We start from the raw sequence: 25,581 nt of genomic DNA on the forward strand, positions 1-25,581 counted from the left end.
CTAACCTTTGGATTTCCTAAAAATCCAATAGGAGCCAAACGCTCGAACAAAAGCCAGACCTGTTTTAGCTTTGCTATTTCAGGTCTGGCTTTTTTTACTTCATAAGTTTCTGCGTCAGATTTCCTATTTTCACAGTGTGCTTTTAACGTCCTCGTATCTTGTGGAATTGAACTCGGACTACGAGCTGTGCAAAAAAGAGACGTAGCTGTTCCAGTTTTAACTGGTTACAGATATGGCTCCCTTTAGGGATAGTTTTTCCTAGCTCCAGAGGTATGGGATACCTCTGGAGGTGAGTAGAATAGAAGTTTGCAGAGCAAACTCTCATCTAAAAGTTCTGCGTCAAAACTCCTATTTTTGCTTTGCTCGCTTAACGTCCTCGTATCTTGCTTAATTGAACTCGAGCTACAACTCACTGACAAAAAGATAAATCTCATTGGGTGCAAGACACCCTGCTTCGATTTCCTATTTTGTCTAGGAGTTGCTTAACGCTCTCGTATCTTGGGTAATTTGTGAAATTTGCACAATTCCTGTATAATAGAACTATGAAGTATAATAAAGGAGGAACTGTATTGCAAAAAAGAATTGAACAAAGGTCTCTCATTGTTAATTTTATCATGACCTTTATTGTGTCGCTCGCGGGCATCATTGTCTACTTTATCACCGATATCCAAGCGCTCCTGCTGGATGGATTTTTCTCATTTATCAGTTTTTTATCCGCCATTATCGGTATTTATATCTCACGTATTAGCCACAAAAAGACCACGCGTTATCCACATGGTCTTCATTTTTTAGAGCCTCTCTATGCTATTTTTAAGTCTATTTTAATCTTACTGCTCCTCATCTTGGCGCTCATCAATGCGTCAGAGACCGCCCTGCACTATATGATTACGGGTGAGGGAGATCCCCTTCTTGTAGGCCCCATCTTCCCTTATACTCTCTTTGTCGTCTCGCTATGTTTTGCACTCAGTTTTTATAACCATTCGCAAAATAAAAAAATCCATTTCCTCAGTACCATTTTAAAGGCTGAAACCAAGGGCAGTCTGATTGATGGCCTCCAGTCTCTGGGAGCAGGGCTTGCTTTTTGTCTGCTCTATATCATTGACATCAATGGAGCACTCGGCTTCCTACACTATACGGCAGACTTCTTTATCACGAGTATCTCTGTTATCTGTCTCCTGCCCGAACCTGCCAAAATGCTCCATACAGCCTTTATCGAATTATCCCATGGTTTGACAACCGATCAAGAGATTACAGACCCCATTGATGATTTGATTTTACAGCATTTCCGCCCCCTTCTACCTCATTTCAATTATCAAATTATCAAAGTCGGCATGGATCTACGTGTCAAAATCTATGTAGAAGACCACGACGAAACCTTACTGTCCCGTATGCTAGCCCCTCACCCTAGCTTTATCGAAAAATTACAAGAACTCTATCCCAATGCAAAGGCAGCTATTATCTACGCCTAATACTCCTTATGCTCGTCAAAAATCAAAAAGAGACTTGGTCAAGAGTTGTATAGTCATTTAGTTTATCTTTTATCATTGAACATGAGTTACAACTCACTGACAAAGCGTAATCAGAAAATTGAGTAACCCTAAATTAACACATAGTAGACACCTGATTGCCGCTAACACGCCAATCTAGTTGCCTTTGTAGGGGCTCACGACGAAGCGAGCCGCTTCTGTTCGGTCGCCTATTTTATCTCCAATTTTCAACAGTCTAGGAATAGACTGGGGAAGGTAGGAAATAAAACGAGTAAAACTCGTGTCAAACGCTCCCGTATCTTGGGTAATTGAACTCGAGCTACAACTCACTGACAAAGCGTAGTCAGAAAGTTGAGTAGCCCTAGATAAGACACAGTAGGCATCTGATTGTAGCTATCACTACAATCAGATGCCTTTGTGGGGGTCTCACGACGAAGCGAACCGCTTCTGTTCGGCCGCCTATTTTGTCTAGGAGTTGCTTCCACAGTCTGGGAATAGACTGGGGAGGGTTGGAGATAAAACGAGTGAAACTCGTGTCAAACGCTCTCGTATCTTGTACAATTGAACGCGCCCTAAATTCTACGTCAAAAAGGGGAGTGAACTCTAGCATTGATTTCTCCGAAATCAGGTTTGAGTCCACTCCTCTTTTCATTTGCTTATAATCTTTGTTCTTGCAGGAGATTCCACGCATTTTCTTCATAAATGAAACGATAATTGGGAATGTTATCCACCCCATAGATTAGGGTGTATTCTACTTTTTCTCCAGGATTGACTTTCTTGATCCAAGCGCTATCATAAGTTCGATTATCAAGACTGTATATCGTTTCAAACTCCTCGCTGTAACGATCTTGTGTTCCCAATAAGAAGCTATCGCGCTCATCAAAATACAAGGCTTTCTTGGTCGGGTTTTCCACCTGTACTTTCACAACCAAGGCTTGGTCATAGTAGGGATCATCCAAGTCTATCTTAGCATCCACTTCCATGGATTGCACGGTTAGCATCAAGCCCATCTGCAATTCCACCTCTTCCCCTATTTCTTTTTCAGTAAACAGTTCTGACCTTGTATTCTCATAGGTCTCATATATGTCGCTATCAGAATAGGAAGAACTTGCTACGCCCAAGACTGTTAAAAAAAGTAAAACTCCCATGATAAGGGCTACAATCGCTCCCGCTATCGTTGTCCAGAATAGGGGCTGTTTGTAGAGCGCTTTTTTTCGATAGTACACCTGACCATCTTCAATGATACATTCTTTTGGAAACATGATTTCTCCTTTTTACTGATTGACCAGATCAATACCTGCTGTCAGCAGGGCTTCTTGATAGAGAGTGTAAAACTGTTGGTAGACGCTACTCTGCTGACCATTGGTCACAAAGAAGTGTACCCGAAAGACAAATTGCCCATTTTCAATCCTTTGTGGACCGACCATTTTCAGACCTTGAATGGCGGGCACGCGGCTCACCTCTTTCTGATTGACCGCTTCTATCACCTGCTCAACCTTAGCCAGATCAGCGGTTAAGCTAAGGGGTAGATCTAGCTCCACCCGCATATCTCCCCGCGATTGATTACTGACAACGAGAATATTGCGATTAGGGATAAAGTGAAGAGTTCCATCCGCATCTCGCACTTGGGTTGTCCGAATCCCCACGCTAGTGACAGTGCCTTTTATCTTAATGGCACCATTGGTCAAGCCAACCACCTCTCCCACATCAAACTGGCGTTCCAAGAGGATGAAAAAGCCATTGACTAGATCAGATAAGAAACCTTGAGCCCCCATCCCGATTGCAACCCCAGCAATCCCTGCTCCTGCCAAGAGGCTAGAGACCGGAAGCCCCAGAATCGTCAAAATTGAATACAGCAGAAGGAAGTACAAGACATAGTTCAAGCCACTTTCCAGAAGACGCGCAAGCGTCTTTTGCCGTCCTACATCCTGCGTTGGCACTCGAAGAGGGGATAGAAACAATTTTTTGACAGAAAAAGTCGCCATCTTTTTAATCACGTAAAAAACAAGCACTAATAGAACAAGCGATAACACCTTGCTCACCAGCTCCATAAACATCGCTTCCACATCAAATTGGGCTAGGTATTTGGTTAAAAAATCCACATGCGCCTCCTTCTATTGTTATTATACCATACATTATTTAAAAGTAGGCAACACTCGCTAGAAGGGAGTGGGAAAGAACTCGACTGGTTGAAAAAGAGTTCGTCTTCCCACCTCCGCACAGTTGATTAGGTCAGATTTGGAGTGAGAAACACGAACAAATCTGCCAATCAACCACTGCGCTGAGATGTTGACACGAACCATGAGAAGCAAGGCTGGACTTGAGCCCAGCCTCAACCACCCAATCCCACTAGACAATCCTTAACTTCCTCATCTTTTCCACTCACTATGACTGAGTGGCTTACATGTTCTTTTCTACTTCCCCTTGAAATACTGACGGGTTTCACGAATAATAATCGGCGACAAGGCTAAGAGGGCAAGTAAATTCGGTAGCGCCATAAGCCCATTGACAATATCCGCAATGACCCAGATGACATCTAACTGGAGAAAGCCTCCTAGGGCGACCATGGCAATAAAAATCAACCGATACAGTAAGATAAACCGTGTCCCAAAGAGAAATTCAAAGCACCGCTCCCCGTAATAGCTCCAACCCAAAATCGTCGTAAAGGCAAAGAGAACGAGGCTAAAGGTCAAAGCAAGGGCACCAGGATTTCCAAACAAGGTCGCAAAAGCCGCCTGAGTCAAAGGCGCACCCTGCAATCCTTCTACTGTCCATTGACCTGTCACTAAGATGGACAGACCTGTCAAACTACAAATGATAATCGTATCGATAAAGGTACCAATCATGGAAATCAAGCCCTGTTCAACAGGTTGATTAGACTTAGCGGCAGCTGCTGCAATCGGGGCTGAACCGAGACCTGATTCGTTTGAAAAGACACCGCGCGCAATCCCGTTTTGAATAGCCGCACGAACGCTCGCCCCTGCAAACCCACCGAAAGCCGCAGTCGGAGTAAAGGCACTTTTCACTACCAAGGCAAGGGTCGGTAAGATTTGGCTTGCGTTCATGACCAATAGCGCTATGGTCGCTGTGATATAAAGCAGTGCCATAAAAGGTACAACCTTGGTCGAAACCTTGGAAATGGATTCGATCCCACCAAAGATAATGATGGCGACAACCACTGCTAAAATGACACTCGTCAACTGCGGTGAAAAGGCAAAACTATTTTCCAGAGAAGAGGTAATGGAATTGACCTGTGCAAAGGTACCAATACCAAGAAAGGCTACCAGAACCCCTGAAATAGCAAAGAAGATCGCCAAAGGTTTCCATTTTTCCCCCATACCGAGCGTGATATAGTGCATCGGACCTCCTGCCACTTGACCATTGGCATCCTTGGTCCGGTATTTAATCGCCAAAAAGCCTTCGGCATACTTGGTTGCCATACCGAAAAAGGCTGCAACCCACATCCAAAAAAGAGCCCCCGGACCACCCGTCTTAATGGCAGTAGCAACACCGACAATATTTCCTGTACCGACCGTTGCTGCTAGGGCTGTACAGAGAGCCGCAAAGCTAGAGACATCCCCTTGGCCGCTTGCGTCATCCGACAAAACGAGACGAAATGCCCGTGGCAATCTTCTAACTTGGAAAAGCCCCATTCGAAGCGTAAAATAGATGCCCGTCCCCACCAAAAGCATGAGCAGGGGCGCGCCCCAAACCAGACTGTTGAGCTGCTGCAATATTTCTAACATTTATATCTCCTCCATATACTTTTCAATCAAAACGAAAGAGCCTGACGAAGACGTCAAACTCTGTTTTAACCATAATCAGAATAGGGTACCGAGCGATACGCTCAGGCAACTATGCTACCCAATAGCCTAGGGGAAATGCTTTTCCAATATCCTATGCTCTGTCCTTTTGCCTGAGAGTTTGAGTGAAACATCCACGCTTCACCTTGCCCCTTCGGCGCCATTACGGTCTCTCCAGAGTCCCGTCTTTCCCACAGTCAGATCTAAATCCTCCTATGAGATGTCAACCGGTATTCATTTTGTATCCCCAGCTAATGCTGAGATGAGTTATCCTCTTTAAAAATCAAAACGACACTTTGTCAAGAGCCTTGATGAGTGAAAAGCTCCAATGGAGGTTTTCAGTCTGTTCCCTTAAAAAATGTTCGATCTATTTTTGATTTTTCTTGAGTATTACTATTAGTATATCGAAAAAATGAAAAAAGGCAAGAACATTTTTTAGAAAATTTCATAAAGAGGATGCCTCTTGATTTCCTGCTATCTTTTCATTCCCCTGTTTTCCACTCCAGCACTCCCGCCCAACCTTGCTCTGTGATGCTCTTGGATCAGCTCACGAATTGGGAGAGAAGAAAGCAAGACAGTATCCTCTTCTCATCACCAGTAGCCAAAGGTCGAAACCTTAATTATATATTCACATTATCATCTATGCCTGCCATTTCCAAATCAAACAATCTATTTATATGAAACCACAGGATAATCTCGCATTTGCTATTGTTGATTTTGACAGCAGAAAAGAGGATAGGAAGTAGCTACATCATCACCCTTTTTTTCTTGAATGCTTGCTCCTGAAAATAGACTTGATTTTCATAAAAATTCTGATATAATTGAATTATCTGAAAATTTAGACAAGGAGAGTAATGCTATGACAAAACATATCCATTGGGATGGGCAACTGTCACAAGAGGGACTTGACATCATCAAGGGCGAAGGGGGTGTCATTGTTTGCCCTACCAAGGTTGGCTACATTATCATGACTGCTGACAAGGCTGGCTTAGAGCGAAAATTTGATGCCAAGGAGCGCAAGCGCACTAAACCCGGTGTCGTCCTTTGCGGTAGCATGGAAGAACTCCGTGAATTGGCTCAACTAACTCCTGAAATTGACGCTTTCTATCAAAAACATTGGGACCAAGATATTTTGCTTGGCTGTATTCTGCCTTGGCGAGAGGAGGCCTATGCCAAGCTCAAAGCCTATGGTGACGGTCGCGAGGAATTGATGACAGATAGTCGTGGTACCTCTTGCTTTGTCATCAAGTTTGGGGTCGCTGGAGAGCAAATCGCCAAAGAGATGTGGGAGACAGAAGATCGTATGGTCTACGCTTCTTCTGCCAACCCTTCTGGAAAAGGGAATCGTGGCAAGGTAGACGGAATCGGTGAGCGGATCGAATCAAAGGTAGACCTTGTGATTGAAGCAGACGATTATGTCGCCTCTATCCAGCCTAATAAGACAGTTGAGACCCGCTACGAACAAGGTGTCATGGTCTCTATGGTTGACGCTGACGGAAAACTTATTCCCGAACAAGGCGAGGACAGCCGCTCCATTTCCCCATGCCCAGTCGTCATCCGCAAGGGGCTTGACATTGACAAGATTATGATGCACCTTTCAGACCACTTCAACTCATGGGACTACCGCCAAGGTGAGTATTACTAATACTCTATAAAACCAAAATCTGGAACTGGCTAAAGCTGAAACAGTTATGTCCCAAAGAGGGGCACACTTGACACAAGTTGCACTCGTTTTACTTCCAACCTTCAACAGGCTATTCCTAGACTAGGCGACACGAGTGCCACTCGTTCTATCTTGTTTTAAGGAAACAGGCTAAAAACCTCCACTGGAGCTTTTTACTCAGCAAGGTGAATGAACGACGTCAGATTTTGGGATTTTTGACGAGTATAAATACAATAATTAAGAGGACGATTGATACTATGGCTAGCATGCTTCACTTAAAACCTTTTAGCGAGGAAGACCTCCAGCAAATTTGGGAAATTGGCTATCGGGAAGAACAGCCCGAATGGAAAAAGTGGGACGCACCTTATTTTGATGACTATCGAGCCTTTAGGGAGTTTGAAACCTTTCAGCAATCAGCTATCTACTCCTTTTTAGATTCTGCAACCGTTCAGGGAATTTTTATTGATCAAAAGCCTATTGGCATGGTGTCCTACTATTGGGAAAGTGAAGATACTAGATGGCTCGAGATAGGTATTATCATCTTTGACCCTGCTTACTGGAGTGGAGGCTACGGCACTCAAGCTATGACTTTGTGGATTCGGCATATCTTTGAAACGATCCCAAGTCTTGAGCATATCGGTCTCACCACTTGGAGTGGCAACCAGCGTATGATGAGAGCTGCTGAAAAACTCGGGATGGCGAAAGAGGCTCAAATCCGAAAAGTCCGCTATTGGCAAGGCGTCTACTACGACTCCGTCAAATACGGCATCCTCAAGGAAGAATGGAACGAACAGGCAAATATCCGCTAGCTTTACTCTCCTCCATCACATACCCCCTCGATATGACTAGCTTCGGAAGTACAGTCGTATCGGGGGTGTTTTTTTGTACGCTAACAGACAAAGATCTTCAAAATTAAACAAAGAACCTAGAGAGTAGTAAAAATAGTTTGTCAAATGCATTCACAATCTTTTGACTCAAACTTGAAATGTTTAGCAGTCTATCAATCTTACTTCTCACCATCTCCACCAGTAACCCTAAAATGAAAACTAAAAATGCAAAGAAGAATACATACAGAATTCCTACAATTATCGATTTGTTAACAACAAATACTGTCGCACCTTTAAGGACATGACTCCAAATCACTTGATTAGACTGAAATAAATAAATGCCAAAAGCATATGGGGATAACCTCGATACTGCTGCAATAATATTAGGTGGAAGTTGGAGCCTAGAAAAGAGAATAACCATTATTAACCCTGATAATACAATAGTAGGTGAGATATAGCTAATATAAAATACATCACCTTTCTGGATATATGTAAACCAGGTAATCAAGATACATAGTATCCATACTATTATCAACGTCATTGACTTTTTCCGTACAAACAGATTTAACCTTTTCATTAACACACCAAGACAATAGAGCACCATTAGCCAGATAGCTGAATAGCCAGTATGTGACTTAAATGGATCTCCGAAGATTCCCATCATTGAAAACAATAATATGAAAATAATAAATGTTTTCTTCCCCTGCGCTTCATCAATTGAGAATAAAAACTTATTGAGAATTGGCATTGCAAAAAACAAAGCAAAGAAAGCGGTAAAATACCAAAAATTTCCAAAAGTCACTAGAAAGATACTGCGTGTAAAGTCTAGCTTATCTAATCCCTCACCCACACCAAGAATCGATAAGAAAATAGTAAGAATGAAAGAATAAAAAAATGCTTGAAACCACATAGAAACTATTCTTTCATACCTATGTCTACGGTTGGTTGCAGTGTAACCACTGATAATTGCAAAAGAGTCAACTGCACAATACGAAGCAATTTCTATCAACCAAAAAACTCTATGACCCAAAGAACCTACCGGCACCGTAGCCAATATTCCACCTTGCCCAAGCACATGCAACATACACACCATAAACATTAAAACTAATCGAAGTAAATCAATTCCATAGTTTCGCTGCTGATTCATCACATACTCTCCTAATAATTTGTTAATAAACTATTGTATTATATCACAAATTGCGAATAGGAAAAAGTATCCACTAGCAAAAGCTATTTATAGCCTCCTTCTTCTTGACATTACAGTTCCACACAAATAGAGATTCGAATCTTTCTCCTCACTATCAGAGCTAGACTTTCTGATAGTGAAGAGAATATTGAATAACACCATTCCAATATATGGCTGAACAATTGAATCTTTTCTATATATCAATACAAATTTTATCAAAATCTTATAGCATTTCCACAGAAAATGGTGTATAATAATATATAGGTGATTTAACGATAGGTAGATAAGCCGTGGAGGATAGAGCATGAAAAGAAATTATTCATTTTACTTATTATCTTAGGAGGTTTAGTCATGGCATTTAGTCTAAATGGTAACCTACAAAAAAACAAGGAGGCAGAACGGAATCGGCAATATGAAGTCAGTCTGGTCAAGGCTTTGAAGAATAGTTATCGGGATATTGACGAGATAAAGTTTAGTAGTCCACATTATGCAAAGCCACCAGGGGATTGGAGTTGTACAGTCCAACTATCCTTTTCAGATGGACGGGTTATAAAGGATAGGATAAGGCACAATTTATCCACCGAAATAAACCTCTCAGGAGTTGTGAATACAGCAGAATCGGAAATACTGTCTTCACATTTCGGAAGTACAGGGGGGAATGTGAGAGTGATATTTTCTGATGGTAAAGAGAGTGTAGAATAACATTCTTTTAGTATATGGCTGAACAACTAAATATTTTTTACATATCAATACAAATTTTATCAAAATCTTATAGCAATTCCACAGAAAATGGTGTATAATAATATAAAAGCAGTTCAACGATAGGTAGATAAACCATGGAGGACAGAGCATGAAAAAGAAATTATTCATTTTACTTATTATTTTAGGAGGTTTAGTCATGGCATTTAGTCTAAATGGTAACATACAAAAAAACAAGGAAGCAGAACGGAACCGACGATATGAAGTTAGTCTGGTTAAGGCTTTAAAAAATAGCTATCGAGATCTTGAGAAGATCGAGATTAGTAGTCCCGATTATTCTGTTCCACCAGGGGATTGGAGTTGTACAGTCCGACTATCTTTTTCAGATGAACAGGTTGTACAGTATGGACTAAGTCATAGCTTATCTAATACAATAAATCGCTCAGGAGTTGTGACTACGGAGGAGTCAGAAATACTGACTTCACATGAAGGAAGTACAGAGAGCAATATAAAGGTCATTTTTTCTGATGGTAAGGAGAGTATTGAGTAATGACATTTAACTATACTGATGAACAATTGAATTATTTAAATAGGGGAAAAAATGTTTATAGTGTCAATGCTGATTTCGTTGATAGAAAAATAAAAGAAGGTAAAGATTATCAACATATCGTAGCTAAACCAGATGATACATTATTACCCCATGAAAGAAATAAAATTCGGATGTCCGGTAATCAACAATTCAAAGTCATCAAAACCTCCTCCGATCCCGAGACGGGCTTTGATGGGATGGCGGTAGCACCCATTGTGAATGGGGAGCCTGATTTTAGCAGTGTAGCGGTGATTGCTGCCGCAACAGATATTCAATCCGTTGATACAATGACGGCTGTTTTTGGAGATACAGATGGTAAAAAAAGTCAGGGCTACTATTTATCTAGGCAATATACTCCTGCTGAAGAGTTTGTCCAAAGTGTCCTAGATGATCCCAGAGTTCATGCGGTCACACAATTGTCCGGCTACTCCCAATCCTCCTATATGATTAAGGTTGGAGCCAAGTTCGGGATTCCAACCACTACTTTTAATGCCTGGTTTCACTACGGGTCACTAAGTGAGGAAGAAAAAGAGTTTATCAAAGAGCATCCCGGTCTCTTTATCGATTATCGCAAAAACAAGGATACCGTTGTCTTTCTAAATGATATTAACCATCCCAAAAACGCTGGCTATGACGAAAGTCTCGGGACGATATACTGGACAGACGGTACCAGTCACGATATAGGAGATTGGACGTTTGACCCAGAGACGGGACGGGTCTTGGATACCAAAACAGGTAAGCCCATCATTGGTGGTCCGACAGAAGCCTTTGCCCGGAGTTCCCGCCAGATGCTACAGCTCAAAGCCTTGAAAGCCAAATGGGAAAAATTAGGTGGAGGCTTGAGCACCAATGAGACCTTCTTCCTTGACGCGGGGCAAAGTGCCCTCTTAGGGGCTTCTATGGCAGAAGCAGCAAAGACAGGCCTAGATGAATTGAAAGACTTGAAGCAAGAGGCAGATGAAGCGGCAGAAAGGCTGTGGTCAGGGATTGACTTTTCAAGCTATACCCACCTCGCTCGCTGGGAGGTAGAGGAGATCTTTGCCTCAAACGGTGTCACCTATGAGAAGATTGTCAGCGACTTTCAGTCCTATACGCAGGAAAAAGTCAAGCAGATGGAAGAGTTGTCAGATACCTTTGACACCTTGAAGACCACACTTGATAGCGCAGTGGAGGAAAAGCTGGCTTTAGACCATCAATTGGCAGGAGAATTTAGGGCATGGAAAGAGGATCTTTAGAAGAATTGAGGGGCTCTATTCGTCAGACTGATTGCACAAGAAGAAGACTACTATCGTGCTAAAAGACGATCGGCAGAGAGCATCGCCTTTTCTTGAGGATACAAACAAATCTCCTACGCAAAGACTGCGCGGGAGATTCTTATGTGTACAGTTTTTCATAAACCTCTGGGAATCTTAGCTCGTATCAACAAGGCTAGCGTTCAGCAGTCGGGTAAGGAAGTAAACAAAGCGGCTATAACAGAACAAGTTCCTATCAAAGGATAAATATTTCTTTCTCATTTATTCAAATCGCTTTCTTTTTCTCGCTAACACAAAATAAGCCAGCAAACAAAGAACTGTAACACTGCCAAAGACTAAATAATTACTCCTTATACCAAAATGATCTGCAAGAATACCAGCGAAAAAATCGGATAGGATGAAGCTAATCGACATCAATAAATTGTAGATCGACCATGATACCGCCCTATTATTTTCTATTCTAGCGTTAAACTTAGCGTAAAAATGATTATTATAGTCATTTAGTTTATATTTTTATTACTTCGTTAACTCGTCTTGCTGTACCCCAGTACTACCTGCGACTTTTAACGAAAACTTCGTTTTCTTTATTTCCCACCTCAAACAGTCTCTCCCCAGACTGTTTTGACGAAAACTTCGTTTTCTTTATTTCCCACCTCAAACAGTCTCTCCCCAGACTGTTTGAGCTAGTACTAAAAATAAACGAAACGGCTATAGTATTTAAAATATCAAAACTTGAAATAAAGGGATATACCACCCACCCTTTCTAGGCTAGGGCTGTCGTAACCTGCTCCTCAATCTTTTCCGCGGTAAGACCATAGACTTCCATGAGGTAGGCTTGTTGCCCCACTTGACCAAAGGCTTCGTCCACACCGATACGGTAAACGGGAGTTGCTGGACTGGTGCTGACCAGTTCACAGATGGCGCTACCGAGACCACCTATACGGTTGTGATTTTCTGCGGTAATGACTGGTTTTCCTGCCAGCAGACCGAGCAGATCTTGGTGAAGTGGTTTGATTCTAAAGAGATCTATCACTTGAACAGCTATTCCCGCTTCTTTTAGACTATCTGCTGCTTTCAAGGCCTGATCAACCATGATACCACTCGCAACGATCGTTGCATCCGCTCCCTTTCGCAGGACACAATACCCCTTACCAAAGTCTTCATCACCTTGATAAATGGCAGTCGGAGCTTTGCGAATGGTGCGAATGTAGTTCAGTCCATCTTCCTTCAAGGTCTCATCAAGGACTGCTCGGAACTGGATGTCGTCGCTCACTTCATAGACACGCGCTTTAGGAATCAAGCGCATCAATGCCAGGTCTTCAAAAGGCATGTGGGTTCCACCGTTCATTTCAGCAGATACCCCCGCATCTGAACCGATCACCGTCGCATTCAACTGGGCGTAGCCCAATGAAAGAAAGATCTGGTCAAAGACGCGCCGACTGGCAAACGGTCCAAACGTGTGAAGATAGGGTTTGTAGCCTAAGATAGATAGACCAGCTGCCACACCAATCATTTCTTGCTCCATGATCCCTACATTGACATAGCGTTCACCAAGGATCGCAGCCAACTTATTGGTCGACATAGAGCTTGATAGGTCGGCTTCCAGAGCAGCCAGCGCCGGATTGCTCTTCCCCATTTCAGCGAGGAAGTCGCTGTATACCAAGCGCATTTCTTTTGTTTGTCTCATCTTGTGACCTCCAATTCTTTGGCGAATGATTGAGCAACTGCTTCCAAATCGTCTGTCAATTGACCCGACAAGCGCAAATGGTGATTGCTTTCCATTTCCTCAAGAAGATCCACCCCCTGCCCTTTCACTGTATCTAGAACAATACATTTGGGACGAGGTGACGCACTTTCTTTCATCGCTTCAAGGGCTTCCAAAATCGTTTCAATGTTAGATCCATCCACACGAACAGCTTCCCAACCAAAGGAGGCAAATTTCTCTACAAAATCAAAGGTTTGACAAATGTCATCCGTCCGCCCATCCAACTGTTTCTTATTATCATCAACAAAGAGGATCAAGTGGGACAATTGCTGGTGAGCCGCAAATTGAGCGGCTTCCCAACACTGGCCCTCATTCAATTCTCCGTCTCCGACCAAGGTATAGGTATAGTAAGGCGAGGCCGTAATTTTTTTACCGTAGGCAATCCCTGTTGCCACGCTCATTCCTTGTCCGAGCGATCCCGTCGTCATATCAACACCGGGTGTCAAATTCCGATCAGGATGAGACGGTAGCCGAGTGCCGTTGCAATTGAGGGAGTGGAGAAAGTCCTTGTCAAAGAAACCTTTTAGGTGCAAGGCGCTATACAAGGCTGGCCCTGCATGTCCTTTTGAAAGGACAAAATGATCGCGCTCTTTAGAAGCGAAATTCTGGACGTTGACGTCCAGAACCTCACCATATAGAGCGGCTAGCACTTCCACAATCGACAAGCTGCCACCATAATGCCCAAAACCGAGTTGATTTAAAGTTGTAAGGATATGATAGCGAATTTCTGTTGCAAAACGCGTCAATTCTTCTAGCCGTTTGATCATAGCTTATCCTTCTTTCTGATCTTTCTTGATAACTGATAAACCAATCATCAGAGCTAAAATGGCAACAATTCCAACTGAAACGGCCATTACCCCACCCTTATCTGCTAAAAGGCCGAGGAAAATACCTGACAAACCAAAGTCCGCATCAGAGAATGTTGACCCCGCAAATCCAAGATTTCCCATAACAGGGAGCAGGAAGACTGGAAGGAAGCTGATTAACACACCTTGGAGGAATGAGCCGATAACTGCACCGCGAACACCACCTGAAGCATTTCCGATAACCCCTGCTGTCGCACCGCAGAAGAAATGAGGAACAACACCCGGCAAGATAACCACACCACCTGTTGCAATCAAGATAAACATGCTCACAATACCACCAATAAAGCTAGAGATAAAGCCAATCAAGACAGCATTCGGAGCGTATGGATAGACGATCGGACAGTCCAAGGCTGGTTTTGAGTTGGGTACCAATTTTTCTGAAATCCCTTTGAAGGCAGGAACGATCTCTGCCAAGATCAAGCGCACACCAGATAGGATGACAAAGACACCCGCTGCAAAGGTACCACCCAAAGTAAGGGCATAGACCAGACCGTTTGTCCCACCGCTCAAGTTTTCCTTAATGTAGTCACCGCCTGCAAAGAAGGCAACTATCATGTAGATGATCGACATGGAAATAGCGATACTTACAGTACTATCACGTAGGAAAGCTAAACCCTTAGGGAAGTTAATATCTTCTGTTGAGGTTGATGTATCCCCAACAAGACGACCGACGAAACCGCTAAGCCAGTAACCAAGTGAGCCAAAGTGACCCAGTGCCACTTTATCATTGCCCGTCAATTGTACCATGTATTTTTGGACGAAAGCTGGTGACAAGGTCATAATCAAGGCAAGAGCCAGACCACCCATGACAATCAGACCGATAGAGGTGAAGCCTGCCACGGACATAATGACTGCAATCATACAAGCCATATAAAGGGTATGGTGCCCTGTCAAGAATATGTACTTAAAACGAGTCACACGAGCGATTAAAATATTGAAGACCATACCGAGCAACATGATCAGAGAAGTTGCCGTACCATATTCTGTCAAGGCAACCGCCACGACTGCTTCATTATTTGGCACAACTCCTGTCAAATGGAAGGCATGCTCAAACATCTGTCCAAACGGTTGCAGGGAATTTTGAACAATTCCTGCCCCACCTGAAACAACTAAAAATCCAACAAAGGTCTTAATACCGCCTTTCATAATATCCGAAAGGGGCTTCTTCTGTAAAACCAAGCCCAAAATCGCAATCAGCGCTACCAAAATGGCAGGTGTCTTTGCGATATCAATTAAAAAATCTAAAAACATACCTCTTCTCCTCCTAATCGAAGATCGTCATACTCTTTGGGTCTAGGAACCCTAGATAATATTACTCTAGGTAGCTGATTGACGCTTATACTCCATAAAAAAATCAAAAGTAGCCAAGCTAGAACTGAAGTTCACCAAGTCATGCTGACAAGGGATAAGATGATTTTTGAAGAGTATTGCATGCCAACCTTGCCATAGAGTAACATTCTTATCTGATTTGTGGAGCTACGAAATCACGATTTCCGCTCCACTCTTATCATACTAAGCCTTTTTCCTGACAGATTGCTGTAACCAATTCTTTTAGTTCGTCCATATCAATAATACTATTTAAGACACGGACATCTCCCAAATGAGTTGCAGAATCTGCCAAGTCACGACCGACAATCCAGACATCTGCTTCACTTGGACTTGCACCACCCAAGTCATAGTGCTCAACGTTTACATCTGAAACGTCTAAGTCTCTCAAGATTGACTCAATATTCATTTGCACCATGAAACTTGACCCCAATCCTGAACCACATGCAGTACCGATTCGTAACATATTAGTTAACCTCCTTTATTAAGTCTGCAATATCATCAAAGGCTTTGGCCTTGATGAGTTGTTGAATATTTTCTTCCTTTCGTAAAATGGCTGTTAAGCCTGAAAGTGCCTTTAGGTGAGTCTGGTTATCAATTGCAGCAATGCAGATAAGCAGACGAATTTCATGCGCCGGGTCATCCAGTAGATAAACAGGGTGTTCCAAGGCTAGCATGGACATCCCAATCTGATTGACCCCGTCTTCTGGACGTGCATGAGGAATAGCAACACCTTTTCCCAAATCAATAAAGGGACCAAAGGCTGTCACCTTGTTGATCATCGCCTCGATATAACTTTCTTCTACTGAACCGTTTGCCACTAGCGGTTGAGCCGCGAGTGCAATCGCTTCTTTCCAATCCAGCTTCTCACTGGAGCGTTGGAAGGTCTCTGTTGTAATAAGTTCGTCTAACATAGGACTTCGTCTCCTTCGTTCATAAGATTGTTGGTTCATAAATTGCACCAACTCATATTTCAAGGACTGTTCCCGATGAATCGTTGCATACTTGCCAATCACTGACAATAATTGCTCAATTTCAATCGGAAAATAGCCTGCATTGGGGAATTGCTCACTGACCAGTTGAAACAAGTCCCTCTTTTGACTACCCGTCATCAACTGAGGGATCAAGAAGAAAGGGAGGCTCGTTTCTAACTTAATCGTTGCAAATACCATGTCATACTCTTCGCTCTGGCGTTCTTCAAACTCTTTCAGCGAATGCGTATCCGCAAAGGAAATCGTTGGAAAAAGCTGGCGGAGACTTTCTTTGACAATTAGGGATGAGCTGACGCCATTGGGGCAGACCACTAGGGCTTTGTAGCGAAAGGAACGCTCTTTTTTCGCCTCAATGTAGCCTCCAAAATGAATCACAAAGTAGGACACTTCGCTATCTGGAACAGCAAATCCGAGATGGGCTTCTAAAGGTGCCAAGGCTTTTTGTACCAATTGGAACAAGTCCTTATGCTCTTCCTTAATCACATCCGTATAGGAATTGACATTGACCAAGTGGGAGGTCAAGCGATAATAGGCTGGAATCAAATGGCGCTGTAAGCCCTCAATCATCTCTAGTCGATTGTCAAATTCGATCAACGACAACCGCTCCATCTCCTCGACAATCTCTACCGTCAACCGATAAAAAAGACTGTCTTTTTGCCCAAGATTGCCCTCCAAACACCCTTGTAAGAGTTGCGCTAGATAGGCTTTCCAGCTCGGCGATAAGGCTTGGGTCAAGCCTTTTTTTAGTGCCAAAACACCCCAGAGCTGCTCGACAAATTCTTGAATAAAGGCAAAGGTCGTTTCCGTCTCTCGCTCCATCTCGATCTGAACTCGTTCTCTACGGATGGCTAGAAATTGCAAAAAGTAGAGATACTCGTCTAATCGATCTTCCAAGGCTGATACCTGATAAAATTGACACGCCTGCTGACCAGTCTTTTTCAACAGATCAATCACATTGATTTCCTGCCAAGACCTCAATACATAATCGAGAGCCCAAAGCCCGATCGAGCTCTGCAAACAATCACTGATCGCATAGAGAGCTAGACGGTGCTTGTCTTCTTCCCGACCATTTAGATGATAGCCACGCGCCCGCGTATAGTCGAAAGACACCCCAAATTGCTGGCAAAGTTCTTTTACCTGCTTAATGTCCGAAAGCGTTGTATTTCGACTGACGCTCAAAAGTTCCTGATAATGCACATTGGAAATAAAATCTTTCCGAATAAAGGTATAGAGATAGATCAGGACAAGTCGCTCATCCTGTGACAGGTAGATTTGATTGTTGCGAAATAGGTCAAAAATCTGATAACTTTCCTCAAGCAGCGCTTCGGGAACACGATAGTTCCCGTCCTGCTCCTCAATCACCGCAAAAGCCTGCGCTTCTAAGACTTGATTGACTTGATGCAAACTGGTCAACAACTGTTCCTTCTCAATCCCAGTCTGAATACTCAATTCATACAGGCTCATCTGTTGATTGGCAAACAATTCCATCAAGATTGCAATGGTCCGGTTATCAATCATATCATCCTCCTTGGTTTTATTGTAACCCGTTTCATTTTAAAATTCTAGCTTCTTTGAGCCCAATTTAAAACGCCTCCAAGGCGCTCGTCATTGGGCTGTTCTTCTGACAAAAGAAAAAGTCTGAGACAAGTGTCGTCCCAAACTTCCTATCGTCCCAATAATCGTGCAAAGAAGCCTTTTGATTTTTCCTGCGCATGCGCCTTGACTTCTTCCAGTTCTAGCTTCAATACATCCTTGTCTGCCATCGCTTTCAAGGTCAGTTGCTGCTGCTGATCCAGCTGCTTATCCTTTTCAGAAATCTGAACATCTTTTACGCGCAACTGCTCGTCTTTTTCAGCAATCTGCTTGTCTTTAACTTCCAGCTGTTTATACAGACGGCTGATCTCATCATTTTTTTCATCCACCAAGATTTCCATCAGCTCACGTTGCTTGACTTCTTCGCTGATCGGCTCATCTTCAAAAATGGTAGTCTTATAAATTTCTTCTAACTTGACAAGGCCTGCCCGATTGACAACCGTTACACCCTTTTCATTTTTTTCAACGAACTCTTCTGGAAGAGACTTGACACGGTTGTTCATCGCCTGGCGACTAACTCCCAAAATCTCTGCTAATTCGCTGACTGTCTTTTCAATTCCCATAATATCCTCAATTGCTTGATTTTTCTTGTTTGTATCATTAAAATATTACCACAACCACCTAGTCCTGTCAAATTTTCCTACCATTTAAAGCAGGCTTCAAGCCCTTTTATGATACAATAAATAGAACAAGGCATCACAATTTTGGAAAAGGATAGCTTATGACACAGTTTGATACCATTATTATCGGAGCAGGTCCTGCTGGCATGATGGCTGCTATTGCAGCGAGTTTCTACGGTCAGTCAACCCTACTCATAGAAAAAAATCGCAGACTCGGCAAAAAATTAGCCGGAACTGGCGGTGGGCGTTGCAACGTGACCAACAACGGGACACTCGAGGATCTGCTCGCTGGCATTCCTGGAAACGGGCGCTTCCTTTACAGTGTTTTTTCACAATTTGACAACCACGATATTATCCAGTTCTTTGAAGACAATGGTGTCAAATTAAAAGTCGAAGACCACGGCAGGGTCTTTCCAAAGACAGACCGTTCCCAGACCATTATCAAAGCGCTTGAGATGAAGATGCTTGACTTGGGAGTTTACATCCGGACAGATACCGAGGTCCTCTCGGTCAAAAAGATCGATGAAGTCTTTCATCTTAAAACAGCACAGGAGCTGTTCACAAGCCACAAGGTGATTGTCACAACAGGTGGCAAGACCTATCCCTCGACGGGTTCTACTGGCTTCGGGCACGATATTGCCCGCCATTTTAAATTGGCTGTCACTGACATTGAAGCAGCTGAAAGCCCCCTCCTGACCGACTTCCCTCATAAGGCTCTCCAAGGAATCTCACTTGATGATGTCACTCTCCGTTATGACAGACACGTCATCACCCACGATCTCCTCTTTACGCACTTTGGGCTCTCTGGTCCTGCTGCCCTAAGGCTGTCCAGCTTCGTCAAGGGTGGAGAAACAGCCTACCTAGATGTTCTTCCGCAGATGAACAAGGAAGAGTTGACCACCCTCTTAGCGGATCAACGGGAAAAGAACCTCAAAAATGTCTTGAAACATCTGATGCCCGAACGCTTAGCAGAATTTTTTGCCAGCCCCTACCCGCTCAAGGTCAAGCAGCTCTTGCCTAAAGAAATAGAGCAGCTGATCACCACCATCAAGGCCTTACCAATTCCCATTACAGGAAAGATGTCCTTAGCCAAATCATTTGTGACCAAGGGTGGTGTCGACCTTAAGGAAATCAATCCCAAAACCCTAGAAAGTAAGAAAGTTGCAGGACTGCACTTTGCAGGTGAGGTTCTGGACATCAATGCCCATACAGGTGGCTTTAACATCACCTACTGTCTCTCTACTGGCTGGGTCGCAGGAATGCAACCGATACCGCTTTCATAAAATTCAAGAAATACCTTGAATTTTTTTGCGCTTTGATGTATGATAGAGATAGAACAATCGTACAAAAGCAGCAATAGATAACTTCAACTATCTGGGAGATAAGGAGAGGAAAGTTATAGCCAAGAAAAATCAAAGATAGACGGACTTCACTATCTGATAAGAAAAGTGTAGCGTTTCTAAATTGTCCCTTCTAGCTTTAAGGGAAGAACGTATCGTTTTAATTTTTAAGGAGTATATAGTCATTTAGTTTATATTTTTATTACTTCGTTAACTCTTCTTGCTGTACCATTGAGAAAAGTTACACTTTTCTTATCTGTCACTTGAAATAGTTATCAACTATTTCAACTACCTGCGACTTTTAACGAAAACTTCCTTTTCTTCATTTCCCACCTCAAACAGTCTATCCCCAGACTGTTTGAGCTAGTACTAAAAATAAACTAAACGGCTATAAAGACTATCTCTATACTCCCCAACCTAAAGGAGACCTTTCATGATAAGATTAACCCTCAATTCTATTTCCAAACAATTTGACCAAAAGATCATCCTAAAAGATGCCTCCTTTGTCTTTGAACAAGGAAAAATTTATGGACTTCTGGGCAGAAATGGGGCAGGAAAAACCACCCTCTTTAACTGTATTGCCCACAACCTCGTCCTCGAACAGGGCGATATTCAGTTTGACGAAGAGGGGCAGTTCCGTGATTACGACGCAACCGAAATCGGTTTTACCCAGACCCATCCACAACTACCTGCCTTTATGACGGCCTTTGAATTTGTTCGTTTTTACATGGACATTCACAGGGAAAAACTCCGCCACCAGCGCAGCCCTGAAGACTGGCTGACCCTCGTTGGCATTGAGCCAGCAGACCAACATCGCCTGCTCAAAGATTTCTCCCACGGTATGCAAAACAAGGTCCAGCTCCTGCTCTCTCTGATCGTGCAACCTGCTGTCCTGTTACTAGACGAACCACTTACCTCTTTCGACCCTGTCGCTGCCCACGAGTTCAAACAACTCATCCGCGAAGCGAAGAACGATTCCGTGATCATCTTCTCCACCCCTATTCTCCAGCTCGCGCAAGATCTCTGCGACGAAATTGTTCTCTTGCATCATCAGACACTGCAAGCTCTACCAACCGAACGCCTGCACGACGCTGGCTTTGAGCAAGAAGTTATTTCCTTGCTGACAGATAAATAGGAGGGCACCATGAAAGATATACTACGCTATGCTTGGTATCAGGAAACCTTTCATCTTAGCAAACGGATCAATGGTTTGCTCTACTATCTTAGGAAAATTCCCTTGCTAGGCTCCTCTATTCCTGAAACAGTCTATCATTTCTACAAAGGTAAAAAAATTCTCTTTTGTCTGTTCGCCATCCTCAGCATCCCCCTGCGTTTTTTGACCAAGTTCATCTGGCTGACGATCTATGTAGGCGGAGCTTCCAGTGCCATCAATTTGGCTGTCAACGCAGATCCATCACCCCTCCCTCTTCATCCTGAGGCTTTCTTACTTGGCTTTGCTATATGGTTGAGTATAACAGGTTTAATCTATCGCTTCTCACAAGGCTTTGAACCATTTATTTCCCAAGCAAATCGGGAATTTATGGTGAACGTTAAACTCTCTCAAAAGCTATTCTTACAGAGTCAATTGCTGGTAGAGCCTGTCATTCATAGCCTAGCCTATATTCCAGCCTTATTTGTTTTAAGCGATTTGGCTCATCAGTGGCTCCTTTTCCCCGTCGGTCTTTTGACCATTCCAACCATGCAATTATCTGGCTATGCTTGCACTTTCTGGCTCTTTAAACGCCATATCTTTATAAAACATTGGTCATGGCAAAATTGGGCGCTTATTCTTCCCGGCTGTGCCTTTGCCCTCCTAGCCTTCTTCAAGCGAGATGCTCTTAACAGCTACTTTTTAGTGACACTACTGCTCATCCAAGTTCCCCTCTTTTTCCGTAGCCTGCACGCTGTTCTAATATTTGACCAAATCACAGAATATCTTAACTTCCGTATGGAAGAATCTCTAGCTGTGGATAAGAAAATCGTCCAGCTGACCCAAGGCAACGAATACACCCGTCAAGGGCTTAAAATGCAGGAAAAGTTGAAGTTGGACAATTCAAAAGATCTGACACATCTGACAGGGATGACCTACCTCAACGCCCTGCTGTTCCAGCGTTACCGCTCTATTCTCATAAAGGGACTTAAGAAACGGCTAGTCTTCTTACTGCTGATTCCTGCCCTATTTGCAACTGTTAGGTTCTTTTCTCACCAACCGTTTAAACTTCCTGAAAAAGGCTTGATAGCCCTTCTTCCCTTTACACTCATGGCTATGTATGCCGTCTCTCTTGGCAAGCAAGTCACCCAAATGGTCTTTGTCAACTGTGATATTGCCATGCTCCACTATCCTTTTTACCGGGAGCCTAAAACGATTCTAGCTGGCTTTAACTACCGCTTTATCCAGACGCTAAAATTCAACAGTATCTTTGCCCTCACTCTCTTTCTCATCATCATGCTGGCGGGACATTTCCAGTACTCTTGGCAGCTCACCCTACTGACCGCCTACCTCCTGTTCAGTATCACCTTTCTCTTTTCTTTCCACGCCCTCTTTATCTACTATATTCTCCAGCCATTCACCCAAGACATGGAAATCGTCAATCCCTTCTACAATATTCTTAGTGGTGCCCTCTATTGGCTAGCCTATCTCAATACCCAACTAAAAATTGAAAGCCCTCTTTATATCCTAGGTCTATCAATCGGCATCAGCCTCTACGTCGGAATAGGCTACCTCATCCTACTCAAAAAAGCACCAAAAACCTTCAGATTGAAATAAAAACCAAGATACGAGGGCGTAAAGCAACTTCTAGACAAAATAGGAAATCGAAGCAGGGTGTCTTGCACCCAATGAGATTTATCTTTTTGTCAGTGAGTTGTAGCCCGAGTTCAGTTATACAAGATACGAGGGCGTAAAGCAACTTCTAGACAAAATAGGAAATCGAAGCAGGGTGTCTTGCACCCAATGAGATTTATCTTTTTGTCAGTGAGTTGTAGCCCGAGTTCAATTACAAGATACAAAGCCCGTTAAGAACTCAAAGTGAAAATAGCAAATTTGACGAGTGAAAAGCTCCAGTGGAGGTTTTCAGCCTATTTCCTAAAGAACCATCATCAGCTAAAGCTGAAACAGTCATGTCTCTTTTTCGCACAGAGTTTAGGGCGTGTTCAGTTAGCCAAGATACGAGAGCGTATAAAGCACACTGTGAAAATAGGAAATGCAGCGCAGAGTTTAGAGAGAGTTTGCTTCGCAAACTTCTATTTCCCACCTCCAAAGGTATCCCATACCTTTGGAGCTAGGAAGATTTATCCCTAAAGGGAGCCACAGCTGTAACTAGCTAAAGCTAGAACACCTGCGTCTCTTTTTTCCGAGGCTTTAGGCTGAACTCAATTCTACAAAATACGAGAATATAAAAAAAGAGCCCTTTGGCTCCTCATTCAATGTCATCATTCTTCTATTCTAGCCTATCAAATGCTAGGCTGGGCTTGGCATTCAAGTCCAAAGAAGCCAGATTGTGCTGATTCCACTCACTGACTGCTGCTAAGGCAATCATACCTGCATTGTCTCCGCAAAGACGTAGGGGTGGAATAATGACTTCTACCTCGCTGATTTCCTCTGCCAAGCGCTCACGCAACCCTTGATTGGCAGCCACTCCGCCTGCAACCACCAAGGTCTTGACAGGGTATTTCGCCAAAGCCTTTTTGGTTTTTGCCAGTAAAATATCCAGGACACAGGCTTGAAAGGAGGCTGACAGGTCTTCATTGGACAGACTTTCTCCTCTTTGCTCGGCATTGTGATACAGATTGATAAAGGCTGATTTTAAGCCCGAAAATGAAAAATCAAGATTATCTTCCTTTAGCATGGCGCGCGGAAAATCATAGCGCTCCTTTCCTTGATGTGCCAACTCATCAATGACACGACCCGCTGGATAAGGTAACCCCATGACACGACCCACCTTATCATAGGCTTCGCCGACTGCATCATCACGCGTTTCTCCGACAATCTTATACTCACCCGGTCCTGCTACATAGACTAATTCTGTATGACCACCCGACACCAATAAGGCGAGTAGGGGGTATTCTAATTCCTTGCTATGGCGCGCAGCCATTAGGTGACCCGCCATGTGGTTGACAGGAATCAAGGGAAGACCGTTTGCCCAAGCAAAGGCCTTTGCAGCTGACAAACCGACCAAGAGGGCACCGACCAAGCCTGGACCATAGGTGACCGCCACTGCTGTAAGATCACGCGCCTCAATGTCCGCCTCCAACAAGGCTTCCTCGATACAAGCCGTTATCACTTCGACATGATGACGACTTGCCACTTCCGGCACCACTCCACCGAAACGCTTGTGGCTCTCAATTTGGCTTGCTATCACATTGGATAGCAGGTCTGCATCATTTTTTAATACCGCAACCGAGGTCTCATCACAGGACGTCTCAATCGCGAGGATATATCTATCATTCATCTTTCTCTCTTTTCATCACAATGGCAGCCTCTGTCGGATGATGGTAATAGTCCTTTCGTCTACCAATTTCTACAAATCCATAGCGCTCATATAAGCGTCTAGCTCGCTGATTGGAAGCACGAACCTCTAAAAACACTAGACCTGAAAACGGCTCAATACAGTCGAGCAAGCGCCCTGCAATTCCTTGTCCTTGAACATCGCTCCTCACAGCAAGTTGCAAGATTTCTAACTCATCTACCAACTGCTGGACGGCTAGAAAACCAAGGAGAGCCTCCCCCTCCCTTGCTAGATAATAAACCGTTTCTGGCTGTGCCAAGTCCCTGCCAATCTGCTCTATCGTCCAAGGTGGGACAGCATAGACATCTGCCAAGATTGCATAGAGGACTGGCGCTAGGTCTGTCTGCCCCTCGTATTGTTCAATTTCAATCATACACGTTTGATATAGCTTTCTCTTGCTATCTCCTCATGCTCCTTGAGCCAATTTTCCTCTGCCTCAACCCGTTTAAGATAACGAGGTTCAAACGGCATAAGCTCACTGATCTGAGCAACTTCTCCGTCCAAGGCTAATTGAACGGCAGAGGGCAAGGTCACTTGATAGTGTGCCTCTGGCAAACTTGCTGCTATCTGCTCCATAAAGGCTGTTACCTCGCCTACAAATGTCACACACTCATAGCCTCTCACCTCTTCTAGCAGGCTGTCAAAAGAAAGATAGGTGTCGGATTTGACTGATTGCCCATTTTCATAAAATCCTGCATAGACATGGTTTCTTCGTGCATCAATGACTGGTACGACAAGACCTGTAATCTCTCTTGGCACCAAAGCCTGCAAACTGGAAATTCCTACCAAGTCAATCCCCAGAGTGTAAGCCAGAGTCTTTGCTGTCGCAACCCCGATCCGCAACCCTGTATATGAGCCTGGTCCCTGCGCTACCACAATGCGCTCCAAGTCGGTCGGCTGCCATCCCACTGACTGCATCAGAAAGTCAATCGTCGGCATCAAACTGATACTATGATTTTTCTTGATCGCAAGGGTCATATCTGCTTGTATTTGTCCATTTTCCACCAAGGCCACCGCCAAGGCTTGATTGGACGTATCAAGGGCTAATACTTTCATCTTTTACT

23 protein-coding genes and 1 riboswitch are annotated in these 25,581 nt (G+C 43.6%); of the genes, 10 read left to right on the forward strand and 13 right to left on the reverse strand.

Annotation, left to right across the window (positions count from 1 at the left end; all coding sequences use genetic code 11):
* Nucleotides 1-569 precede the first annotated feature (569 nt).
* Nucleotides 570-1,469, forward strand: coding sequence for a cation transporter (locus tag BU200_RS01725; protein ID WP_158015083.1), 900 nt, complete (start codon nt 570-572; stop codon nt 1,467-1,469).
* A 674-nt stretch (nt 1,470-2,143) separates the two neighbouring features.
* Here the strand turns inward: BU200_RS01725 and BU200_RS01735 are convergent.
* The 3 genes from BU200_RS01735 to BU200_RS01745 form a co-directional block, all read right to left on the reverse strand.
* Nucleotides 2,144-2,749: a DUF4352 domain-containing protein gene (locus BU200_RS01735; RefSeq protein ID WP_075098516.1), complete on the reverse strand. Its 606-nt coding sequence runs from the start codon at nt 2,747-2,749 to the stop codon at nt 2,144-2,146.
* Nucleotides 2,750-2,761: 12 nt separating this feature from the next.
* A complete protein-coding gene (locus BU200_RS01740) occupies nt 2,762-3,544 on the reverse strand; it encodes a mechanosensitive ion channel family protein (protein ID WP_075098554.1) in 783 nt (260 codons plus the stop codon).
* A gap of 357 nt (nt 3,545-3,901) precedes the next feature.
* Nucleotides 3,902-5,233, reverse strand: coding sequence for an alanine/glycine:cation symporter family protein (locus BU200_RS01745; protein ID WP_075098517.1), 1,332 nt, complete (start codon nt 5,231-5,233; stop codon nt 3,902-3,904).
* Between the two features lie 148 nt (nt 5,234-5,381).
* Nucleotides 5,382-5,478: riboswitch (glycine riboswitch) on the reverse strand.
* A 671-nt stretch (nt 5,479-6,149) separates the two neighbouring features.
* Between BU200_RS01745 and BU200_RS01750 the strand changes: the two genes are divergently transcribed.
* Together BU200_RS01750 and BU200_RS01755 are read left to right on the forward strand one after the other, a co-directional pair.
* A complete protein-coding gene (locus BU200_RS01750) occupies nt 6,150-6,935 on the forward strand; it encodes an L-threonylcarbamoyladenylate synthase (RefSeq protein ID WP_075098555.1) in 786 nt (261 codons plus the stop codon).
* Between the two features lie 284 nt (nt 6,936-7,219).
* Nucleotides 7,220-7,762: a GNAT family N-acetyltransferase gene (locus tag BU200_RS01755; protein WP_075098556.1), complete on the forward strand. Its 543-nt coding sequence runs from the start codon at nt 7,220-7,222 to the stop codon at nt 7,760-7,762.
* 103 nt (nt 7,763-7,865) lie between these two features.
* On the opposite strand, the gene BU200_RS01760 is transcribed toward BU200_RS01755, so the two are convergent.
* The gene (locus BU200_RS01760) at nt 7,866-8,927 is read right to left on the reverse strand and encodes an acyltransferase family protein (RefSeq protein ID WP_075098518.1); all 1,062 of its coding nucleotides are present in this window, start codon (nt 8,925-8,927) and stop codon (nt 7,866-7,868) included.
* Between the two features lie 390 nt (nt 8,928-9,317).
* Here BU200_RS01760 and BU200_RS01765 point away from each other — a divergent pair, with 390 nt between their 5' ends.
* The 4 genes from BU200_RS01765 (at nt 9,318) to BU200_RS11640 (ending at nt 11,753) form a co-directional block, all read left to right on the forward strand.
* On the forward strand, nt 9,318-9,668 hold the full coding sequence (locus BU200_RS01765; RefSeq protein WP_075098519.1) for a hypothetical protein: 351 nt from the start codon (nt 9,318-9,320) through the stop codon (nt 9,666-9,668).
* 148 nt (nt 9,669-9,816) lie between these two features.
* The gene (locus BU200_RS01770) at nt 9,817-10,215 is read left to right on the forward strand and encodes a hypothetical protein (RefSeq protein ID WP_075098520.1); all 399 of its coding nucleotides are present in this window, start codon (nt 9,817-9,819) and stop codon (nt 10,213-10,215) included.
* On the forward strand, nt 10,215-11,489 hold the full coding sequence (locus BU200_RS01775; protein WP_075098521.1) for a hypothetical protein: 1,275 nt from the start codon (nt 10,215-10,217) through the stop codon (nt 11,487-11,489). The genes BU200_RS01770 and BU200_RS01775 overlap by 1 nt, the downstream gene beginning before the upstream one ends.
* 141 nt (nt 11,490-11,630) lie before the next feature.
* Nucleotides 11,631-11,753, forward strand: coding sequence for a hypothetical protein (locus tag BU200_RS11640; protein WP_282956227.1), 123 nt, complete (start codon nt 11,631-11,633; stop codon nt 11,751-11,753).
* Between the two features lie 517 nt (nt 11,754-12,270).
* Here BU200_RS11640 and BU200_RS01780 read toward each other — a convergent pair.
* The 6 genes from BU200_RS01780 to BU200_RS01805 all read right to left on the reverse strand — a co-directional run bounded on the left by BU200_RS01780 (nt 12,271) and on the right by BU200_RS01805 (nt 18,612).
* A complete protein-coding gene (locus BU200_RS01780; protein ID WP_075098522.1) occupies nt 12,271-13,194 on the reverse strand; it encodes a transketolase family protein in 924 nt (307 codons plus the stop codon).
* Nucleotides 13,191-14,039, reverse strand: coding sequence for a transketolase (locus tag BU200_RS01785; RefSeq protein ID WP_075098523.1), 849 nt, complete (start codon nt 14,037-14,039; stop codon nt 13,191-13,193). Before BU200_RS01785 ends, BU200_RS01780 begins: the two co-directional genes overlap by 4 nt.
* Nucleotides 14,040-14,042: 3 nt before the next feature.
* Nucleotides 14,043-15,389: a PTS ascorbate transporter subunit IIC gene (gene ulaA / locus BU200_RS01790; RefSeq protein ID WP_075098524.1), complete on the reverse strand. Its 1,347-nt coding sequence runs from the start codon at nt 15,387-15,389 to the stop codon at nt 14,043-14,045.
* Nucleotides 15,390-15,645: 256 nt separating this feature from the next.
* Nucleotides 15,646-15,930, reverse strand: a complete 285-nt coding sequence (locus tag BU200_RS01795; RefSeq protein WP_075098525.1) for a PTS sugar transporter subunit IIB — start codon at nt 15,928-15,930, stop codon at nt 15,646-15,648.
* Nucleotide 15,931: 1 nt separating this feature from the next.
* Nucleotides 15,932-17,974, reverse strand: coding sequence for a BglG family transcription antiterminator (locus BU200_RS01800; protein ID WP_075098526.1), 2,043 nt, complete (start codon nt 17,972-17,974; stop codon nt 15,932-15,934).
* Nucleotides 17,975-18,120: 146 nt separating this feature from the next.
* Nucleotides 18,121-18,612, reverse strand: a complete 492-nt coding sequence (locus tag BU200_RS01805) for a DUF536 domain-containing protein (RefSeq protein WP_075098527.1) — start codon at nt 18,610-18,612, stop codon at nt 18,121-18,123.
* A 158-nt stretch (nt 18,613-18,770) separates the two neighbouring features.
* Here BU200_RS01805 and aao point away from each other — a divergent pair, with 158 nt between their 5' ends.
* The 3 genes from aao to BU200_RS01820 all read left to right on the forward strand — a co-directional run bounded on the left by aao (nt 18,771) and on the right by BU200_RS01820 (nt 22,776).
* Nucleotides 18,771-19,952, forward strand: coding sequence for an aminoacetone oxidase (gene aao, locus BU200_RS01810; RefSeq protein WP_075098528.1), 1,182 nt, complete (start codon nt 18,771-18,773; stop codon nt 19,950-19,952).
* Nucleotides 19,953-20,445: 493 nt separating this feature from the next.
* Nucleotides 20,446-21,144 carry an ABC transporter ATP-binding protein gene (locus BU200_RS01815; RefSeq protein ID WP_075098557.1) on the forward strand — a complete coding sequence of 233 codons (699 nt, stop codon included), beginning with the start codon at nt 20,446-20,448 and terminating at the stop codon, nt 21,142-21,144.
* A 9-nt stretch (nt 21,145-21,153) separates the two neighbouring features.
* Nucleotides 21,154-22,776, forward strand: a complete 1,623-nt coding sequence (locus BU200_RS01820; RefSeq protein WP_075098529.1) for a hypothetical protein — start codon at nt 21,154-21,156, stop codon at nt 22,774-22,776.
* A 673-nt stretch (nt 22,777-23,449) separates the two neighbouring features.
* Here the strand turns inward: BU200_RS01820 and tsaD are convergent.
* Genes tsaD through tsaB form a run of 3 tightly spaced genes read right to left on the reverse strand, consistent with a single transcriptional unit; the run spans nt 23,450 to nt 25,573 of the window.
* The gene (gene tsaD / locus BU200_RS01830; protein ID WP_075098531.1) at nt 23,450-24,460 is read right to left on the reverse strand and encodes a tRNA (adenosine(37)-N6)-threonylcarbamoyltransferase complex transferase subunit TsaD; all 1,011 of its coding nucleotides are present in this window, start codon (nt 24,458-24,460) and stop codon (nt 23,450-23,452) included.
* A complete protein-coding gene (rimI, locus tag BU200_RS01835; protein WP_075098532.1) occupies nt 24,453-24,890 on the reverse strand; it encodes a ribosomal protein S18-alanine N-acetyltransferase in 438 nt (145 codons plus the stop codon). The genes tsaD and rimI overlap by 8 nt, the downstream gene beginning before the upstream one ends.
* A complete protein-coding gene (gene tsaB, locus BU200_RS01840; RefSeq protein ID WP_075098533.1) occupies nt 24,887-25,573 on the reverse strand; it encodes a tRNA (adenosine(37)-N6)-threonylcarbamoyltransferase complex dimerization subunit type 1 TsaB in 687 nt (228 codons plus the stop codon). Before tsaB ends, rimI begins: the two co-directional genes overlap by 4 nt.
* Between the last annotated feature and the right edge of the window lie 8 nt (nt 25,574-25,581).

The organism is Streptococcus acidominimus, assembly GCF_001921825.1.
In the GTDB taxonomy this organism is placed as follows: Bacteria; Bacillota; Bacilli; order Lactobacillales; family Streptococcaceae; genus Streptococcus; species Streptococcus acidominimus.

What these genes read in the sequence shown, in the direction of transcription:
- BU200_RS01735 (WP_075098516.1), bottom strand. Translation starts at nt 2,749, where the DNA reads ATGTTTCCAAAAGAATGTATCATTGAAGATGGTCAGGTGTACTATCGA.
- BU200_RS01740 (WP_075098554.1), bottom strand. Translation starts at nt 3,544, where the DNA reads ATGTTTATGGAGCTGGTGAGCAAGGTGTTATCGCTTGTTCTATTAGTG.
- BU200_RS01745 (WP_075098517.1), bottom strand. Translation starts at nt 5,233, where the DNA reads ATGTTAGAAATATTGCAGCAGCTCAACAGTCTGGTTTGGGGCGCGCCC.
- BU200_RS01750 (WP_075098555.1), top strand. Translation starts at nt 6,150, where the DNA reads ATGACAAAACATATCCATTGGGATGGGCAACTGTCACAAGAGGGACTT.
- BU200_RS01755 (WP_075098556.1), top strand. Translation starts at nt 7,220, where the DNA reads ATGCTTCACTTAAAACCTTTTAGCGAGGAAGACCTCCAGCAAATTTGG.
- BU200_RS01760 (WP_075098518.1), bottom strand. Translation starts at nt 8,927, where the DNA reads ATGAATCAGCAGCGAAACTATGGAATTGATTTACTTCGATTAGTTTTA.
- BU200_RS01765 (WP_075098519.1), top strand. Translation starts at nt 9,318, where the DNA reads ATGGCATTTAGTCTAAATGGTAACCTACAAAAAAACAAGGAGGCAGAA.
- BU200_RS01770 (WP_075098520.1), top strand. Translation starts at nt 9,817, where the DNA reads ATGAAAAAGAAATTATTCATTTTACTTATTATTTTAGGAGGTTTAGTC.
- BU200_RS01775 (WP_075098521.1), top strand. Translation starts at nt 10,215, where the DNA reads ATGACATTTAACTATACTGATGAACAATTGAATTATTTAAATAGGGGA.
- BU200_RS11640 (WP_282956227.1), top strand. Translation starts at nt 11,631, where the DNA reads ATGTGTACAGTTTTTCATAAACCTCTGGGAATCTTAGCTCGTATCAAC.
- BU200_RS01780 (WP_075098522.1), bottom strand. Translation starts at nt 13,194, where the DNA reads ATGAGACAAACAAAAGAAATGCGCTTGGTATACAGCGACTTCCTCGCT.
- BU200_RS01785 (WP_075098523.1), bottom strand. Translation starts at nt 14,039, where the DNA reads ATGATCAAACGGCTAGAAGAATTGACGCGTTTTGCAACAGAAATTCGC.
- ulaA (WP_075098524.1), bottom strand. Translation starts at nt 15,389, where the DNA reads ATGTTTTTAGATTTTTTAATTGATATCGCAAAGACACCTGCCATTTTG.
- BU200_RS01795 (WP_075098525.1), bottom strand. Translation starts at nt 15,930, where the DNA reads ATGTTACGAATCGGTACTGCATGTGGTTCAGGATTGGGGTCAAGTTTC.
- BU200_RS01800 (WP_075098526.1), bottom strand. Translation starts at nt 17,974, where the DNA reads ATGATTGATAACCGGACCATTGCAATCTTGATGGAATTGTTTGCCAAT.
- BU200_RS01805 (WP_075098527.1), bottom strand. Translation starts at nt 18,612, where the DNA reads ATGGGAATTGAAAAGACAGTCAGCGAATTAGCAGAGATTTTGGGAGTT.
- aao (WP_075098528.1), top strand. Translation starts at nt 18,771, where the DNA reads ATGACACAGTTTGATACCATTATTATCGGAGCAGGTCCTGCTGGCATG.
- BU200_RS01820 (WP_075098529.1), top strand. Translation starts at nt 21,154, where the DNA reads ATGAAAGATATACTACGCTATGCTTGGTATCAGGAAACCTTTCATCTT.
- tsaD (WP_075098531.1), bottom strand. Translation starts at nt 24,460, where the DNA reads ATGAATGATAGATATATCCTCGCGATTGAGACGTCCTGTGATGAGACC.
- rimI (WP_075098532.1), bottom strand. Translation starts at nt 24,890, where the DNA reads ATGATTGAAATTGAACAATACGAGGGGCAGACAGACCTAGCGCCAGTC.
- tsaB (WP_075098533.1), bottom strand. Translation starts at nt 25,573, where the DNA reads ATGAAAGTATTAGCCCTTGATACGTCCAATCAAGCCTTGGCGGTGGCC.